This is a genomic window from Stenotrophomonas maltophilia, from assembly GCF_002799155.1.
Taxonomy (GTDB): domain Bacteria; phylum Pseudomonadota; class Gammaproteobacteria; order Xanthomonadales; family Xanthomonadaceae; genus Stenotrophomonas; species Stenotrophomonas maltophilia_R.
This window is the reverse complement of the sequence record NZ_NERD01000002.1, coordinates 3,871,907-3,887,500: the sequence shown is the minus strand read 5'-3', so window position 1 is coordinate 3,887,500 and position 15,594 is coordinate 3,871,907. Positions and strand designations below refer to the sequence as shown.

At 66.8% G+C, this 15,594-nt stretch carries 12 protein-coding genes and 2 rRNA genes (1 of these 14 running past the window's edge); 8 read left to right on the top strand and 6 right to left on the bottom strand.

Translation table 11 applies throughout. The features are described from left to right. Positions 1–1,384, top strand: a 23S ribosomal RNA gene (locus tag B9Y82_RS18495) (it extends 1,496 nt beyond the left edge of the window). Between the two features lie 126 nt (positions 1,385–1,510). Further along, positions 1,511–1,625: ribosomal RNA gene (gene rrf, locus B9Y82_RS18490) — 5S ribosomal RNA — on the top strand. 391 nt (positions 1,626–2,016) lie between these two features. Here rrf and B9Y82_RS18485 read toward each other — a convergent pair. The 3 genes from B9Y82_RS18485 to hemH all read right to left on the bottom strand — a co-directional run bounded on the left by B9Y82_RS18485 (position 2,017) and on the right by hemH (position 6,226). After that, positions 2,017–4,122 carry a methyl-accepting chemotaxis protein gene (locus tag B9Y82_RS18485; protein ID WP_100474836.1) on the bottom strand — a complete coding sequence of 702 codons (2,106 nt, stop codon included), beginning with the start codon at positions 4,120–4,122 and terminating at the stop codon, positions 2,017–2,019. 290 nt (positions 4,123–4,412) lie between these two features. Then, complete coding sequence (locus B9Y82_RS18480; protein WP_100474835.1) at positions 4,413–5,267, bottom strand: alpha/beta fold hydrolase; 855 nt, start codon at positions 5,265–5,267, stop codon at positions 4,413–4,415. Continuing rightward, positions 5,264–6,226, bottom strand: coding sequence for a ferrochelatase (gene hemH, locus B9Y82_RS18475; RefSeq protein ID WP_100474834.1), 963 nt, complete (start codon positions 6,224–6,226; stop codon positions 5,264–5,266). Before hemH ends, B9Y82_RS18480 begins: the two co-directional genes overlap by 4 nt. Positions 6,227–6,391: 165 nt before the next feature. Between hemH and B9Y82_RS18470 the strand changes: the two genes are divergently transcribed. From B9Y82_RS18470 to tatC, 4 genes are all read left to right on the top strand, one after another. Further along, positions 6,392–7,291 (top strand): lipid-binding SYLF domain-containing protein, encoded by a 900-nt coding sequence (locus tag B9Y82_RS18470; RefSeq protein ID WP_100474833.1) that lies wholly within the window; start codon positions 6,392–6,394, stop codon positions 7,289–7,291. A 75-nt stretch (positions 7,292–7,366) separates the two neighbouring features. Beyond that, entirely contained in the window at positions 7,367–7,594 is a 228-nt protein-coding gene (gene tatA / locus B9Y82_RS18465; protein ID WP_012512521.1) for a Sec-independent protein translocase subunit TatA, read from the top strand. A gap of 15 nt (positions 7,595–7,609) precedes the next feature. After that, entirely contained in the window at positions 7,610–8,071 is a 462-nt protein-coding gene (gene tatB / locus B9Y82_RS18460) for a Sec-independent protein translocase protein TatB (protein ID WP_100474832.1), read from the top strand. Next, complete coding sequence (gene tatC / locus B9Y82_RS18455; protein WP_100474831.1) at positions 8,068–8,817, top strand: twin-arginine translocase subunit TatC; 750 nt, start codon at positions 8,068–8,070, stop codon at positions 8,815–8,817. Before tatB ends, tatC begins: the two co-directional genes overlap by 4 nt. A gap of 84 nt (positions 8,818–8,901) precedes the next feature. Here tatC and B9Y82_RS18450 read toward each other — a convergent pair whose 3' ends face one another. The 3 genes from B9Y82_RS18450 to B9Y82_RS18440 are packed head-to-tail and all read right to left on the bottom strand — an operon-like array spanning position 8,902 to position 12,417. Next, on the bottom strand, positions 8,902–9,813 hold the full coding sequence (locus B9Y82_RS18450) for a BPSS1780 family membrane protein (RefSeq protein ID WP_100474830.1): 912 nt from the start codon (positions 9,811–9,813) through the stop codon (positions 8,902–8,904). Positions 9,814–9,863: 50 nt separating this feature from the next. After that, positions 9,864–10,610: a glutamine amidotransferase gene (locus B9Y82_RS18445; RefSeq protein ID WP_100474829.1), complete on the bottom strand. Its 747-nt coding sequence runs from the start codon at positions 10,608–10,610 to the stop codon at positions 9,864–9,866. After that, positions 10,582–12,417 carry a GspE/PulE family protein gene (locus B9Y82_RS18440; RefSeq protein ID WP_100474828.1) on the bottom strand — a complete coding sequence of 612 codons (1,836 nt, stop codon included), beginning with the start codon at positions 12,415–12,417 and terminating at the stop codon, positions 10,582–10,584. Before B9Y82_RS18440 ends, B9Y82_RS18445 begins: the two co-directional genes overlap by 29 nt. Positions 12,418–12,500: 83 nt before the next feature. Between B9Y82_RS18440 and glyQ the strand changes: the two genes are divergently transcribed. Together glyQ and glyS are read left to right on the top strand one after the other, a co-directional pair. Beyond that, positions 12,501–13,412: a glycine--tRNA ligase subunit alpha gene (gene glyQ, locus B9Y82_RS18435; RefSeq protein WP_100474827.1), complete on the top strand. Its 912-nt coding sequence runs from the start codon at positions 12,501–12,503 to the stop codon at positions 13,410–13,412. A gap of 87 nt (positions 13,413–13,499) precedes the next feature. Continuing rightward, positions 13,500–15,575 (top strand): glycine--tRNA ligase subunit beta, encoded by a 2,076-nt coding sequence (gene glyS / locus B9Y82_RS18430; RefSeq protein WP_100474826.1) that lies wholly within the window; start codon positions 13,500–13,502, stop codon positions 15,573–15,575. Positions 15,576–15,594 lie beyond the last annotated feature (19 nt).

The window sequence follows — 15,594 nt, the reverse complement described above, 5'->3', positions numbered from 1 at the left end:
CCGAGCACCGAGACGAGCCTTTATGGCGAAGTCACTGATACCACGCTTCCAGGAAAAGCTCCTAAGCTTCAGCTTACGCAGACCGTACCGTAAACCGACACAGGTGGGTAGGATGAGAATTCTCAGGCGCTTGAGAGAACTCGGGTGAAGGAACTAGGCAACATGGCACCGTAACTTCGGGAGAAGGTGCACCCTTTTTGGTGGCTCGTGCGAGCTATAGCTGAAGAGGGTCGCAGTAACCAGGCCGCTGCGACTGTTTATCAAAAACACAGCACTCTGCAAACACGAAAGTGGACGTATAGGGTGTGACGCCTGCCCGGTGCTGGAAGGTTAATTGATGGGGTCAGCCGCAAGGCGAAGCTCTTGATCGAAGCCCCAGTAAACGGCGGCCGTAACTATAACGGTCCTAAGGTAGCGAAATTCCTTGTCGGGTAAGTTCCGACCTGCACGAATGGCGTAACGACAGCGGCGCTGTCTCCACCCGAGACTCAGTGAAATTGAAATCGCTGTGAAGATGCAGCGTTCCCGTGGCAAGACGGAAAGACCCCGTGAACCTTTACTATAGCTTTACACTGAACGTTGAGTTCGTCTGTGTAGGATAGGTGGGAGGCTATGAAACTGTGGCGCTAGCTGCAGCGGAGCCATCCTTGAAATACCACCCTGTCGTGCTTGACGTTCTAACCTGGGCCCATTATCTGGGTCGGGGACCGTGTATGGTGGGTAGTTTGACTGGGGCGGTCTCCTCCTAAAGAGTAACGGAGGAGCTCGAAGGTACGCTCAGCGCGGTCGGACATCGCGCACTGTGTGCAAAGGCATAAGCGTGCTTGACTGCAAGATCGACGGATCAAGCAGGTAGGAAACTAGGACTTAGTGATCCGGTGGTTCTGTATGGAAGGGCCATCGCTCAACGGATAAAAGGTACTCCGGGGATAACAGGCTGATACCGCCCAAGAGTTCATATCGACGGCGGTGTTTGGCACCTCGATGTCGGCTCATCACATCCTGGGGCTGTAGTCGGTCCCAAGGGTATGGCTGTTCGCCATTTAAAGTGGTACGCGAGCTGGGTTCAGAACGTCGTGAGACAGTTCGGTCCCTATCTGCCATGGGCGTTGGAGATTTGAGAGGGGCTGCTCCTAGTACGAGAGGACCGGAGTGGACGAACCTCTGGTGTTCCGGTTGTCACGCCAGTGGCATTGCCGGGTAGCTATGTTCGGAAGCGATAACCGCTGAAAGCATCTAAGCGGGAAGCGCGCCTCAAGATGAGATCTCCCGGGGCACAAGCCCCCTGAAGGAACCATGTAGACTACGTGGTTGATAGGTCAGGTGTGTAAGTACAGCAATGTATTGAGCTAACTGATACTAATGATCCGTGCGGCTTGACCATATAACCTCAAGTTGCCTTGGCTTTACGACAACGTCGTAAGAGCATCCAAGTGCACGCTACGTCACAAGAACTATGCGAGGCTGGCGCCTTGTCCCTCCGGGACGAGTGCGACTCTCCAAAAGCCTCCCTGGTGAAATTAGCGCTGTGGAACCACCCGATCCCATCCCGAACTCGGAAGTGAAACGCAGCTGCGCCGATGGTAGTGTGGCTCAAGCCATGCGAGAGTAGGTCATCGCCAGGGTTTATACCCAAAACCCCGCTGCTCACGCAGCGGGGTTTTTCTTTGCGCGCAGAAAATGCGGGTAGTGCCGTCCGCTGGCCGGCAATCCCGTGGCTGCACACCGGCCGGTAGGTCCACGCCACGCGTGGATGGGCTGTCCCTGCGAAGAGCGGTGCCAGCCCAGGTTGGAGGCTACCGGCAGCAGGCCCAGATAGCGCACGCCACTGGGGTTGCCGGCCAGCGGACGGCACTCCGGTAGATTCACGCCGAGTGTGGATGTGGCGCCAACCAAGGTTGGCCGCTCTCCACGGCAGGTCCGGAAGCGGTCTTTTCCTGACCCATCACGCAAAGGCAGGCAAAAAAACGGCGCCCTGCGGGCGCCGTTTTCGTCAGCTCGCGTTGCAGGCCCCGATCAGGCGGCCCGCGAGACCTCGTGCGGTTCCTGTTGGCGGAACACCGACACCGCCTCGGTGAGCGTACCTGCCTGCGATTGCAGCTCGCGTGCTGCGGCGGTCGCTTCCTCCACCAGCGCGGCGTTCTGCTGGGTGGCCTGGTCCATCTGCACCACGGTCTGGTTGATCTGCTCGATGCCGATCGACTGTTCCTGCGAGGCCGCCGAGATCTCGTGCATCAGGTGGCTGACATTCTCCACGCCCCCGACAATGCCCTGCATATGTTGTCCGGCGTCGGCCACCAGCTGGGCACCTTCGCCGACCTGGCGACCGGCTTCATCGATCAGCTTCTTGATTTCCTGTGCGGCGGCGGCCGAACGCTGCGCCAGCACGCGCACCTCGCTGGCCACCACGGCGAAGCCACGGCCCTGCTCGCCGGCACGCGCGGCTTCCACCGCGGCATTGAGCGCGAGGATGTTGGTCTGGAAGGCGATACCATCAATCACGCCAGTGATGTCGCCGATCCGCTTCGAGGCGCCTTCGATCGCCTGCATGGTGTCGATCACCCGCTGCATGGCGACGTTGCCGTCGCTGGCGGCGGCCTGCGTGGTGACCGCGAGCTGGCTCGCCTCGCGTGCATGGGCAGCGTTCTGGCGCACGGTGGCGGTCAGCTCCTCCATCGAGGCGGCGGTTTCCTGCAGGTGCGCCGCCTGGCGCTCGCTGCGCTCGGACAGCGCGCCATTGCCCGCAGCGATTTCGCTTGCAGCGGTGCTGATCGAGGCGGCGCACTGCTGGATGCGACCGACCATGCGTGCCAACTGCCCTGCCGTCGCATTGGCATCGCGCTGGATCGCAGCGAAGGCGCCGTGATACTCGCCGTGCATGCGTCGATCGAGATCGCCGCTGGCCAGCGCCGAGAGCATCTGCCGCACTTCATCGACGGTACTGCCCAACGTATCCAGCAGCTGGTTGATGCCACCGGTCAGGCCATCGAGGAAGCTGGCGCCTTCGGTTGCCTGCAGGCGCTGGTCGAGATCGCCGGCGGCGGCGGCCGCGACGATGCCGGCGACGGCGTTCTCCAGCGCGAGCTCATGGGTACGGTCATGCCACTCCACGGCGAAGCCCAGGCGCAGGCCCTGTGCGTCGAAGACCGGAGTAACCACCTGGGCGAAGTGCACTGGGCCGATCTGGACCTTGCCGTTGTGGGTGACCTGCAGGCCATTGAGGATGGCGCGGATGCGGTCCGGGTTGGCGTGGAAGCGATGGATGCTGCTGCCCACCAGGCGCTCGGCATCGAAATCGGGGAAGGCCTGGCGCAACGTTGCCTGCTGGTTGCGCAGCAGGGCTACCACCGAGCGGTTCACGTAGCGGATCACGTGGTCGTTGTCGGCAATCATCATCGCGGTGCGCGAGGCATCGAGGGCCTGGCGGATCTGCGCGTTCTCGGCGTGCGCCTCCGCTTCGCGTCCACGCTGGGCCTGCACATGGCGTGCAGTGTCGGCCAGCGCATGGGCCAGCGAACCCGGTGCGTAGGCGCTGGTGTCGGCGTGTGCACCAAGATCGGCACCGGTGGCGATATCGCGCGCCAGTGCAGCCAACCGGCGGGGGCCGTGGCCGAGTGCTTCGGTCTGCTGGCGGAGCCGCAGTGCGACCCGGCCAAGGAACAGGGTCAGGACGGCGAGCATGGCGGCCTGCAGCAGTGTCGGCCCCACCGCGGCACCCGCCTGCAGCGGTGCCAGCAGTGCGAGCGTGCCGATGCTACCGGCCAGCCACACCGGCAGGCGATCGCGATGGCCCAGCAGCACGCCCAGCAGCAGGGCGATCGGCAACGCCGGCGACAGGCCGGCGATCGCGGACAACAGGGCCAGCTGCAGCGACAACAGTATCGCCAGGCCGTTGCGCGCGATCCCGCGGCCTGCCAGCGGACCAGCCAGCCACAAGGCGGGCAACACCGCGCCCGCGGCCAACGCGGCGGTCATTACGTGCGGACCGCGCAGGGCCAGCACCAGGGCGGCCACGGCCAGCGCCGCGCTGCCGATCAGCAGGCGGCGGTCGGCGCCGCGGGCGAGCTGCTGCAGGTGCGACAGGCGGGCGGTATCGGGGGGACGGGCGGATGCATTGGACATCGGAGGCTCCTGGATCAGCAGACGACAACGAGCACGCCGCAGCGCACGCAGCAGGGCGTGACCAGGGCGGGTGCCGGGAATTCGGGGGAAGCGGCGCGATCAGCGACGCGGAGACGGGACACCGCGGCCACATCCTGTGGGTGACGGTGCAGCAGAGCGGGCATGCGGACTTCCTTGCAGAACCAGACACATGCCGCAGGACCGACCGGACCCGCGTGCAGCGGGCGCAGGGGCCCGCAACTGATGTATCGGCCGCAAACGCGCAGAGTGAAGCGCGCGGTTGCCTGCGCTCAGCCGGCGTTGTCGTTGCTGAAGAAGCGCAGGATCACCTCGGCGATTGGCGCCGGCGCTTCCATGTGCAGGTGGTGGTTGCCGGGAAACACTGCCAGCCGTCCATCGCGCAGGTGCTGCAGGCGATCGCTGCGCATCGGCTCGGGATAATAGGACTGCGCCGGTGTGGCATAGATCACCTGCGTCGGGCAGGCGATGGCCTGCAGCAGGTTGTCGATCTGGCCTTCACTGAGGCGGATCGCGGTGGGCAGCATCAGGCGTGGATCACTGCACCAGCGATAGCCGCCTTCGACCGGTTCCACGCCGCGCTCGACCAGCAGCCGTGCGCACGGTTCGCTGAGCTGGTTGGTCATCATCCGTGCGCGGATCGGCGCGGCCAGGTCGGGGAACACGCGCAGCTGCTTGCGCGCCAACGCACGAGTGGCGTTCACATGCTCGCGCAGGCGATGGGCGGTTTCTTCCTCGGGGCCGCGCAGGCCGCCGAGGGCTTCGATCGCCACCAGGCGTTCGACACGGTCGCTGACCGAGGCGGTAAGGCTGGCGATGCCAGCGCCCATTGAATGGCCGAGCAGGCTGAAGCGGTCCCAGCCCAGCGCGTCGGCGACATCAAGTACGTGGCAGATCGCGGCCGCCGTGGTGTAGCTGGCACCGGCCGGCAGATGCGCGCTGTGGCCATGGCCGGGCAGGTCGATCGCCACCAGCTGCAGCGAAGACAGATGCGGTGCCAGTGGTACGAAGCTGGCGGCGTTGTCGAGCCAGCCATGCAGGGCCAGCACGCGCGGGCCCTCGCTGCTGTTGCGCAGGCCGGCGACGCGGGTGCCGCCGACCTCGAGTTCAAAGGGCTGCAGATTCATGCCAGCGAGGCCACGGCCAGTCGCGCCAGGGCGCGCGCGTGTTCCGGTTCGGCGTTGAGGCAGGGGATGTAGCGCATCGTCGCGCCGCGTTCGGCCAGCGTTTCGGTGAAGCCCATCGCGACTTCTTCCAGTGTTTCCAGGCAATCGGTGGCGAAGCCGGGGCAGACCACATCGATCTGCTTCACACCGGATTCGGCCAGCGCCCACAGGCTCGGCTCAGCGTAAGGCTGCAGCCAGCGCTCGCGGCCGAAGCGCGACTGGTAACCCATCTGCCAGTCGTCCTTGCCCAGGCCCAGCGCGTTCGCGATGGCCTGCGCGCTCGCTTCGCAGCGCTGCGGGTACGGATCACCCGCGTCGGCCAGGCGCTGCGGGATGCCGTGGAAGGAGAACATCAGCGTCTGGCCGCGGCCGTGCTGATCCCAGTAGCGCCGGATCGAGCCGGCAACCGCATCGACCCAGCCGGGGTCGATCGAGTAGTCGCGCACCAGGCTGACGGTCACGCCCGGATTGCGGCGCTGCCAAGCGTCGACGCGGTCTTCGACCGAGGCGGTGGTGGTGGTCGAATACTGCGGGTACAGCGGCAGCACCACGATGCGGCGTGCGCCTTCGGCGGCGAGGCGGTCGAGCTCGCTGGCCAGGGCCGGCTCGCCGTAGCGCATTGCATGACGCACTTTCAGGGTTGGCAGCAGGGCCTGCATCGCCTGCGCCAGCTGCCGGGTATGGACTATCAGTGGTGAGCCATCCGGCAGCCAGACCTGGGCGTACTTGGCCGCCGAACGGCTGCTGCGCAGCGGCAGGATCAGCCCGCGCAGCAGCGGCTGCCACAGCAGCGCCGGGATCGAGACCACGCGGGGGTCGGACAGGAATTCGGCCAGATAACGGCGTACGGCGGGGGCCGTCGGCGTCTCGGGCGTGCCTAGGTTGACCGCCAGCACGGCGGTATCGGGTGCGTCGAGCATGGCGTGTATTGTCGCCGATCCGATGCCGCGCCGGGATGCAGGGTTCCGATTGCAGGCATAGCGCGCCTCAATACAAGCAGGGAGCGCTCATTGGCGATTCATGACAACACCACTAATTTCAGTCACTTGCTATATCTTCCTATGGACTGACTTCTGGAGCCTGCCATGCGTCGCCCGATCCAAGCCCTGCTGATCGCCGCCAGCCTGCTGTCCAGCCAGGCCATGGCCGGACCGCAGGAAGACCAGCGTGCCCGCAATGCCGTGCGCGTGCTGGCTGAAATCCAGGAAATCCCTGAACAGGGAATTCCGGACAAGTTGCTCGACGAAGGCCGCGCGGTCATCGTCATCCCCGACACGATCAAGGCCGGTCTGGTCATTGGCGGACGCCGCGGCCACGGCCTGATGTCGGTGCGCATGCCCAATGGCGCGTGGTCCAGCCCGGTATTCGTGAAGCTGACCGGTGGCAGCATCGGCTTCCAGGCCGGCGTTCAGTCTTCGGACGTGGTGCTGGTGTTCCGCAACGACCGCAGCCTGGACAACCTGGTCAACGGCAAGTTCACCCTCGGCGCCGATGCCGGCGTTGCCGCCGGTCCGGTGGGCCGCAATGCCGCTGCGGCCACCGACGGCCAGCTGAAGGCCGAAATCTGGTCCTGGTCGCGTGCCCGCGGCCTGTTCGCCGGTGTTGCGTTGGATGGCGCGGTGCTGCAGATCGACGATGCCGCCAACCTTGAGGCCTACGGCAGCAACACCACGCCGCGGATGATCTTCGAAGGTCGCGCCGTTGGGTCGCCGTCGATGGACGTGGTCGCCTTCCGTGATCGTCTGGAAGAGGCTACCTACACTGCCCGCAACAACCGCAATGGCAACGGTGGCAACGGTGGCAACGCGCGCCCGGTGCCGGCCCCGGCTGCCGCTCCTGCGCCTGTTCAGGCAGCACCGGCCGCCCCGGCCGAGGCCACCACCGCACCGCTGCAGAACGTCCCGCAGAACCCGCCGCCGCAGCAGCAGGGCTTCCAACCGGTCAACGACGGCGAAATCCGCACGGAAACGCTGGGCGGAAACTGACTTTCGTCACGCGCGCCGGCTAACAGCCGGTGCGCTATGCTCGACAGCCTGATCACTAACGTAACGAGCGTCTTTATGGGCAGTTTCAGCATCTGGCATTGGTTGGTCGTGCTGGCCATCGTCCTGCTGGTGTTCGGCACCAAGCGCCTGACCAGTGGCGCCAAGGACCTCGGCTCGGCGGTCAAGGAATTCAAGAAGGGCATGCGCGACGAGGACAAGCCGAACGCGCAGCTGGGCGACGAGTCGCGCAGCCAGGATGCCTCGCGCACCGCGCAGGACGAGCACGACCGCACCCCTCGCTGATCCGGAGCGGTTGCGGTGTTCGATATCGGCTTCAGCGAACTGCTGGTGATTGCAGTGGTCGCCCTGGTGGTGCTCGGTCCCGAGCGCCTGCCCAAGGCGGCCCGCTTCGCCGGCCTGTGGGTGCGCCGCGCCCGCAATCAGTGGGATTCGGTGAAACAGGAACTGGAGCGCGAACTGCAGGCCGAGGACATCAAGCGGCAGATGCAGGACGTGCGCCAGGGCATGCAGGAGACCGAGAACCAGCTGCGCGCCAGCGGTGAAGCGATCCGTCGCGAAGCGCAGGACGCGCAGCGGCAGGGCGATACGCTGGCGCAGGAGGTACGCGCACCGGCGCCCGCGGATCTGCCGCCGCATATGAGCGCCGAGGCCGATGTGGACGCATCGGCGCAGGATGGCGTTGCTCCCGAGTCGACGCCGGCGACACCCCCTGTAGCCGGTGCGACGCCGCCGACGCAGAGCACGGAGCGTCATCCATGAGTGAACAGGACTTCGGCGAAAGCTCGCTGGTCGAACATCTGGTGGAACTGCGCGGGCGCCTGGTGCGTGCGCTGCTGGGTCTGGGCGTGGCGCTGCTGGCCCTGCTGCCGTTCACCCAGAAGCTGTACAACGCGCTGGCCGAGCCGCTGGTATCGCAGCTGCCGAACGGGCAGACGATGATTGCGACCAATCCGGCCGGCGCCTTCTTCGCACCATTGAAGCTGACCTTCTTCGTGGCCCTGTTCGTGGCGGTGCCGTGGCTGCTGTACCAGCTGTGGGCGTTCGTTGCCCCTGGCCTGTATGCGCGTGAAAAGCGCCTGGCGGTGCCGTTGCTGGTGTCTTCGGTGCTGCTGTTCTACACCGGCTGTGCCTTCGCCTACTTCCTGGTGCTGCCGGCGGTGTTCCATTTCCTGACCACCTTCAGCCCGGACGTGATTGCGATCACCCCGGATGCGAACGCCTACCTGGATTTCGTGCTGGCGATCTTCTTCGCCTTCGGTGGCAGTTTCGAACTGCCGGTGGCAATGGTGATCCTGGTGCTGCTGGGCTGGGTGACGCCGCAGCAGTTCAAGGAGGGCCGGGGTTACGCGATCGTCGGCATCTTCGTGGTGGCGGCGGTGCTGACCCCGCCGGACGTGGTCTCGCAACTGATGCTGGCGATACCGATGTGCCTGCTGTACGAGCTGGGCATCCATGCCGCGCGCTGGCTGGTGCCGTCGTCGGTGGTGAAGAAACCCGCCGCCTGAAAAGAAAAGGGGACGGAGGGGATTAAGTCGTTGGCTGCACACACTGGGCATAAACGACTTAATCCCCTCCGTCCCCTTTTTTCGTCAGGCGTGGAAGACGTCGCTCGACGTCGGCGTGGTCGGGATCGGCGGCGCGGCGCGGCTGCCGCGGTGCACGAACATCTGCTTCCACGCGGCGTACACCGCACCGACATACAGCGGCATCAGCACCGTGGTCAGTACCAGCTGCGCGATGAAGGCGGCGGCCAGCGGGCCACCGATCAGCATCGCGATCTGGATAACGATCACGAACAGGATGTAGATGCAGAACGCGGCGATCAGGCCGAGTACGGCGAACACGATCATCGCGCCGATGTTCTCGACGCAGCCCTGCAGGCTCAGGCGCAGGGCGTGCATGCCGCTCTGCTTGTCGAACACCACCAGCGCCGGCTGGGTGAACATCGCCAGCGACAGCGCAACCGCGCTCAGGAACACCAGCAGCATCCACAGCGCAATGCGCTTGGCCGGCAGGTTGGCCACCAGCGCAGCGGCATCGTCCGGCTTGATCTGCTGGCCACTGCGGCTGATCGCTTCCATCTTGGTCATGACCTCGCTGAAGGCGGTGAAGCCCTCGCGGCCGATCATCATGAACAGCAGCGCGCCCAGCAGTAGTACTGCCAGTACCTGGATCGCCAGCGGTACCAGCAGGTGGCTGACGCGATGGTCGCGGATCGGCTGCAGCAGGTGCGAGGCCAGGCCCGGGCGGCCTTCGTCGATCTCACCCACGGCGTACAGCATGCCGCCGAACATGATCGGCGAGATGGCCAGGGTCATCAGCTGCACCGCCATGCCGGCGGCGCCGGGAATCAGCGTCGACAACAGGGTGACCACCCAGCTCACCAGCAGCCAGGCCAGGCCGATCCGGGCCAGCTGCAGCGGCGCACGCCGGTACAGCGAGAACGTATCCAGCAACCACTGGGCGCCCGCCGAGGCCGGCAGCTTGCGAATCTCTTTCATGGACATCCGGGTAGGACAGGAGGGGGCCGGGCGGCTGCCCGTGCCGCTGATTATCCCTGTTTTGCCGCCGGCTGGGCTGAAGGCAGCCGCGCCTGGCGAACGAAGCGGCGCAGCAGCTGGCGGGCCAGCGGTGCGGCGCTGACTGCACGCTCGATGCTGCGGGCACAGCCGCCGTGGCGGCCGATGCAGTCGGCGCGGGCACGCACATAGCCGCGCATGTGGTGGGTGGCGAATTCGGGATGGAACTGTACGCCCCAGGCTTGGCGCCCCCAGCGGAAGGCGTGGCACCCATCCAGCGGGGAGCGTGCCAGCACTTCGGCACCATCGGGGGCGCGCAGCACGGTCTGCAGGTGGGTGGCGTGGGCGGCGAAGTGCTGCGGCAGGCCCTGGAACAGCGGGTCCTGCGCGGCCTGCGGCTGCAGCTGCAGTTCAATCGTGCCGGACTCGCGCCCGGCCGGGTTGTAGGCGACCTCCCCGCCCAGTGCGTGCGCCAGCAGCTGATGGCCGTAGCAGATGCCGAATACCGGCAGGTCAGCGTGGGCGGTCTGGCGCAGCCACGCCGCGCTGCGCTCGCTCCATTCGGCATGGTCGGTGACGAAGGCGGCCGAGCCGGTCACCAGCACACCGGCGAAGCCATGCGGATCGGGCAGGGCATCCCCGTGTTCGACATCCACCACCACGGTCTCGTGCTCCTCCAGCCCGGCGGCGACGCGGATCCAGTGCGGGAAGCGCCCATAGCGGCGCAGTGCCGGCACCGGTCGGCCGGTTTCAAGGATCAGGAACGGGGCTGGATTCATCCGGGGGCGGCAGCACTGACAGGACTTCCTCGATTGTAGTCAGCCCCTGCGCCACCTTTTCAAGCCCGGCCTGGCGCAGGGTTCGCAGCCCTTCAGCCCGCGCGGCACGGGTGAAACCGGCCAGATCCATGTCGGCGCGGATCTGGCCGCGCAGCCGCGAGCCCAATGGCAGCAACTCATACAGGCCGATGCGGCCGAGGAAACCGGTGCGCCGGCACTCCAGGCAACCGACCGGCCGACAGGGCGTGGCGGCATCTGGATATGCCGCCTGGCTATCAGCCAGCACCGCCCAATCGGCGGCGCCGAGGCTGTGCGGCTGCTTGCAGTGCGGGCACAGCGTGCGCACCAGGCGCTGGGCAAGGATGCCGTTGAGGGTGCTGGCCAGCAGGTAATGCGGCACGCCCAGGTCGAGCAGGCGGGTGACCGCCGACGGCGCGTCGTTGGTGTGCAGGGTGGACAGCACCAGGTGGCCGGTCAGCGACGCCTGCACCGCCATCTGCGCGGTTTCCAGGTCGCGGATCTCGCCGATCATGATGATGTCCGGGTCCTGCCGCAGCAGGGTGCGCACGCCGCTGGCGAAGTCCAGGTCGATGTTGGCCTGGACCTGCATCTGGTTGAACTCGGGCGCGATCATCTCGATCGGGTCCTCCACCGTGCACACGTTCACGTCCGGCGTGGCCAGCCGCTTCAGCGTCGAATACAGGGTGGTGGTCTTGCCCGAGCCGGTCGGGCCGGTGACCAGCACGATGCCGTGCGGACGCTCGACCAGCGCATTCCAGCCGGCGGCCTCCTGCGGGCTGAAACCGAGCTGGTCGATGCTCTTGAAGGCGGCATCGGGGTCGAAGATGCGCATCACGCACTTCTCGCCGAACGCGGTGGGCATGGTCGACAGGCGCATCTCGACTTCGCGGCCACCTGGCGAGCGGGTTTTGATGCGGCCGTCCTGCGGGCGCCGGCGTTCGGCCAGGTCCATGCGGCCGAGCACCTTGATGCGGCTGACCACGGCGGTCATCACCGCTGGTGGCACCTCGAACACCTTGTGCAGCACGCCGTCGATGCGGAAGCGCATGCGCCCCATTTCGCGGCGCGGCTCCAGGTGGATGTCCGAGGCGCGCTGTTCGTAGGCGTACTGCAGCAGCCAGTCGACGATGTGCACGATGTGCTGGTCGTCGGCGTTGACGTCGCCCGTGCGGCCCAGCTCGACCAGCTGCTCGAAGCTGGGCAGGGTGGTGTTGGCCTCGCCGCGGACGTCGCCGCGGGCGCCACGCACCGAGCGGGTCACCCCGTAGAACTCCATGGTGTAGCGGTGCAGGTCCAGCGGATTGACCACCGCCAGCTCGATGCGGCGGCGGGTCAGGTGCTGCAGGTCGCGGCGCCATTCCTGTACCAGCGGCTCGCTGGTGGCCACCAGCACGCGCTCTGCATCCACCGCCAGCGGCAGGAAGCGGTGGCGGCGGGCATAGGCGTGGGAGACCAGCGCGGTGACGGCCGCGACGTCGACCCGGGTCGGATCGATGCGCAGGTAGCGGCTGCCGGTCCGCCGGGCCAGCCATTCGGTCAGGCGCTCCAGGGTCAGCTCGCCACCGTCACGGGCGGCCAGCTTGAGGTTGGACAGCAGCACCAGCGGATGCACTTCACTGGCATTGCGCGCGCCCTGCGCGGAAAACCGCATGCGCTCGCCCTCGTGCTCGGCGACCAGGCCGTCGGCCAGCAGCGCCGCACCGACCTGTTCGAAATGCAGGCGGCCCCACGGCAGCGGGACGCCGCCTGGCTCGCCGGGCGTGCCCACCGGCAGCCGATGTTCCATCTGCCTGCTCCTCCCGGGTACGGAATGCCCCGCAGGTCGGCCGTTATACTAGCGCACCCCCTTGCCGGCCAAGACTCGTACGCATGTCCGCGACCCCGACCGTTCCGATCACCTTCCAGGGCCTGATCCAGACCCTGAACCAGTTCTGGGCCCAGCAGGGCTGCGTGCTCATCCAGCCGCTCGACCTGGAGGTGGGCGCCGGTACCTTCCACCCGGCCACCTTCCTGCGTGCGATCGGTCCGGAAAGCTGGAACGCGGCCTACGTGCAGCCGTCGCGCCGCCCGACCGACGGCCGTTACGGCGAGAACCCGAACCGCCTGCAGCGCTACTACCAGTACCAGGTGGCGATGAAGCCGGCACCGGACAACATCCAGCAGCTGTACCTGGATTCGCTGAAGGCGCTGGGCATCGATCCGCTGGTGCACGACCTGCGCTTCGTCGAGGACAACTGGGAATCGCCGACCCTGGGCGCCTGGGGCCTGGGCTGGGAAGTCTGGCTCAATGGCATGGAAGTGACCCAGTTCACCTACTTCCAGCAGGCCGGTGGCCTGGAGTGCCGCCCGGTGCTGGGCGAGATCACCTATGGTCTCGAGCGCCTGTGCATGTACCTGCAGAACTGCGACAACGTCTACGACCTGGTGTGGACCTACGGCCCGGACGGCCAGCCGGTGACCTACGGCGACGTCTACCACCAGAACGAGGTGGAGCAGAGCACCTACAACTTCGAATACGCCGACGTGGAAGAGATGTTCCACCGCTTCGACGCCTGCGAACGTGAAGCGCAGAAGCTGGTGGAAGTGAACCTGCCGCTGCCGGCCTACGAGCAGGTGATGAAGGCCAGCCACACCTTCAACCTGCTCGATGCGCGCCGCGCGATCAGCGTGACCGAGCGCCAGCGCTACATCCTGCGCGTGCGCGCGCTGGCCCAGGCGGTGGCCAGTGCGTACTACGAGCAGCGCGAGAAGCTGGGCTTCCCGGGTGCGAAGAAGGCCTGACGGCTCTCCCGCACCGACCCGCTTTTCACCCACTACCCGGGGCGCCGGACGCGTTGCGCGCTGCGCCCCCACCACAGGATCGAACCGATGAGCCAACTGTCCCCCCTGCTGATCGAACTGGGCACCGAGGAGCTGCCGGTCAAGGCGCTGCCGGGCCTGGCCCAGGCGTTCTTCGACGGTGTTGTCGAAGGCCTGCGCAAGCGCGGCGTCGCGCTGGAACTGGGCGACGCGCGCCCGCTGTCGACCCCGCGCCGCCTGGCCGTGCTGCTGCCGGGCGTCGGCCTGGAGCAGCCGGAACAGCACAGCGAAGTGCTGGGCCCGTACCTGAACATCGCGCTGGACGCCGCAGGCCAGCCGACCAAGGCCCTGCAGGGCTTCGCCGCCAAGGCCGGGATCGACTGGACCGCGCTGGAGAGGACCACCGACAACAAGGGTGAGCGCTTCGTGCACCGCGCGGTGACCCCGGGCGCGAGCACCGCCAGCCTGCTGCCGGAGATCCTGCGCGAGGCGATCGCGGCGATGCCGATTCCCAAGCCGATGCGCTGGGGCGACCACGCCTGGGGCTTTGCTCGCCCAGCACATTGGCTGGTGCTGCTGCACGGTGCCAACGTGGTCGAAGCCGAGCTGTTCGGTTTGCAGGCCGACCGCCTCAGCCGTGGCCATCGCTTCCACCACGACCAGACGGTGTCGCTGGCGCAGCCGCAGGACTACGTGGAAGCCCTGCGTGCCGCGTTCGTGCTGGTCGACCCGAGCGAGCGCCGTGCGCGCATCGTGGCCGAGGTCGAGGCCGCCGCGGCCGAGGCCGGTGGCAGCGCCCGCATCACCGACGACAACCTGGAGCAGGTGGTGAACCTGGTCGAGTGGCCGTCGGCAGTGCTGTGCAGCTTCGAGCGTGCGTTCCTGGCGGTGCCGCAGGAAGCGCTGATCGAGACGATGGAGATCAACCAGAAGTTCTTCCCGGTGCTGGATGCTGCGGGCACCCTGACCGAGAAGTTCATCGGCATCGCCAACATCGAATCGAAGGACGTGGCCGAAGTGGCCAAGGGCTACGAGCGCGTGATCCGCCCGCGCTTCGCCGACGCCAAGTTCTTCTTCGACGAGGACCTGAAGCAGGGCCTGGTGTCGATGGGCGAGGGCCTGAAGACGGTGACCTACCAGGCCAAGCTGGGCAGCGTGGCCGACAAGGTCGCGCGCGTGGCCGCCCTGGCTGAAGTGATCGCACCCCAGGCCGGCGCCGATGCCGCGCAGGCCAGGCGTGCCGCCGAGCTGGCCAAGAACGATCTGCAGTCGCGCATGGTCAACGAGTTCCCGGAGCTGCAGGGCATCGCCGGTCGCCACTACGCCGTGGCTGGTGGCGAATCGGCCGAGGTCGCGCTGGCCATCGACGAGGCCTACCAGCCGCGCTTCGGTGGCGATGACATCGCGCTGTCGCCGCTGGGCAAGGTGCTGGCGATCGCCGAGCGCGTCGACACGCTGGCCGGTGGCTTCGCCGCTGGCCTGAAGCCGACCGGCAACAAGGACCCGTTCGGCCTGCGCCGCAACGCGCTGGGCCTGGCCCGCACGATCATTGAAAGCGGCTTCGAACTGGACCTGCGCGCGCTGCTGGCCAGCGCCAACGCCGGCCTGGCCGCGCGCAACGTGCAGGCCGATGTCGGCGAGCTGTACGACTTCATCCTCGACCGCCTGAAGGGCTACTACGCCGACAAGGGCGTGCCGGCCACGCACTTCAATGCGGTGGCCGAGCTGAAGCCGGCCTCGCTGTACGACTTCGACCGCCGCCTGGATGCGATCGGCACCTTCGCGGCACTGCCGGAAGCGGAGGCGCTGGCTGCGGCCAACAAGCGCATCCGCAATATCCTGCGCAAGGCCGAGGGCGACATTCCGGCCCAGATCGACCCGGCGCTGCTGCAGGAAGATGCCGAACGCGCGCTGGCCGAAGCGGTCACCGCAGCCATCGACGACACCGGCGCCAGCCTGCAGCACAAGGATTACGTGGCCGTGCTGGCCCGCCTGGCCCGCCTGCGCCCGCAGGTCGACGCCTTCTTCGATGGCGTGATGGTCAATGCGGAGGATCCGGCGCTGCGTGGCAACCGCCTGGCGCTGCTGACGATGCTGGGTGAGCGCCTGGGCAAGGTCGCGGCGATCGAGCATCTGTCGAGCTGACGCCCGTATCGGTAGTGCC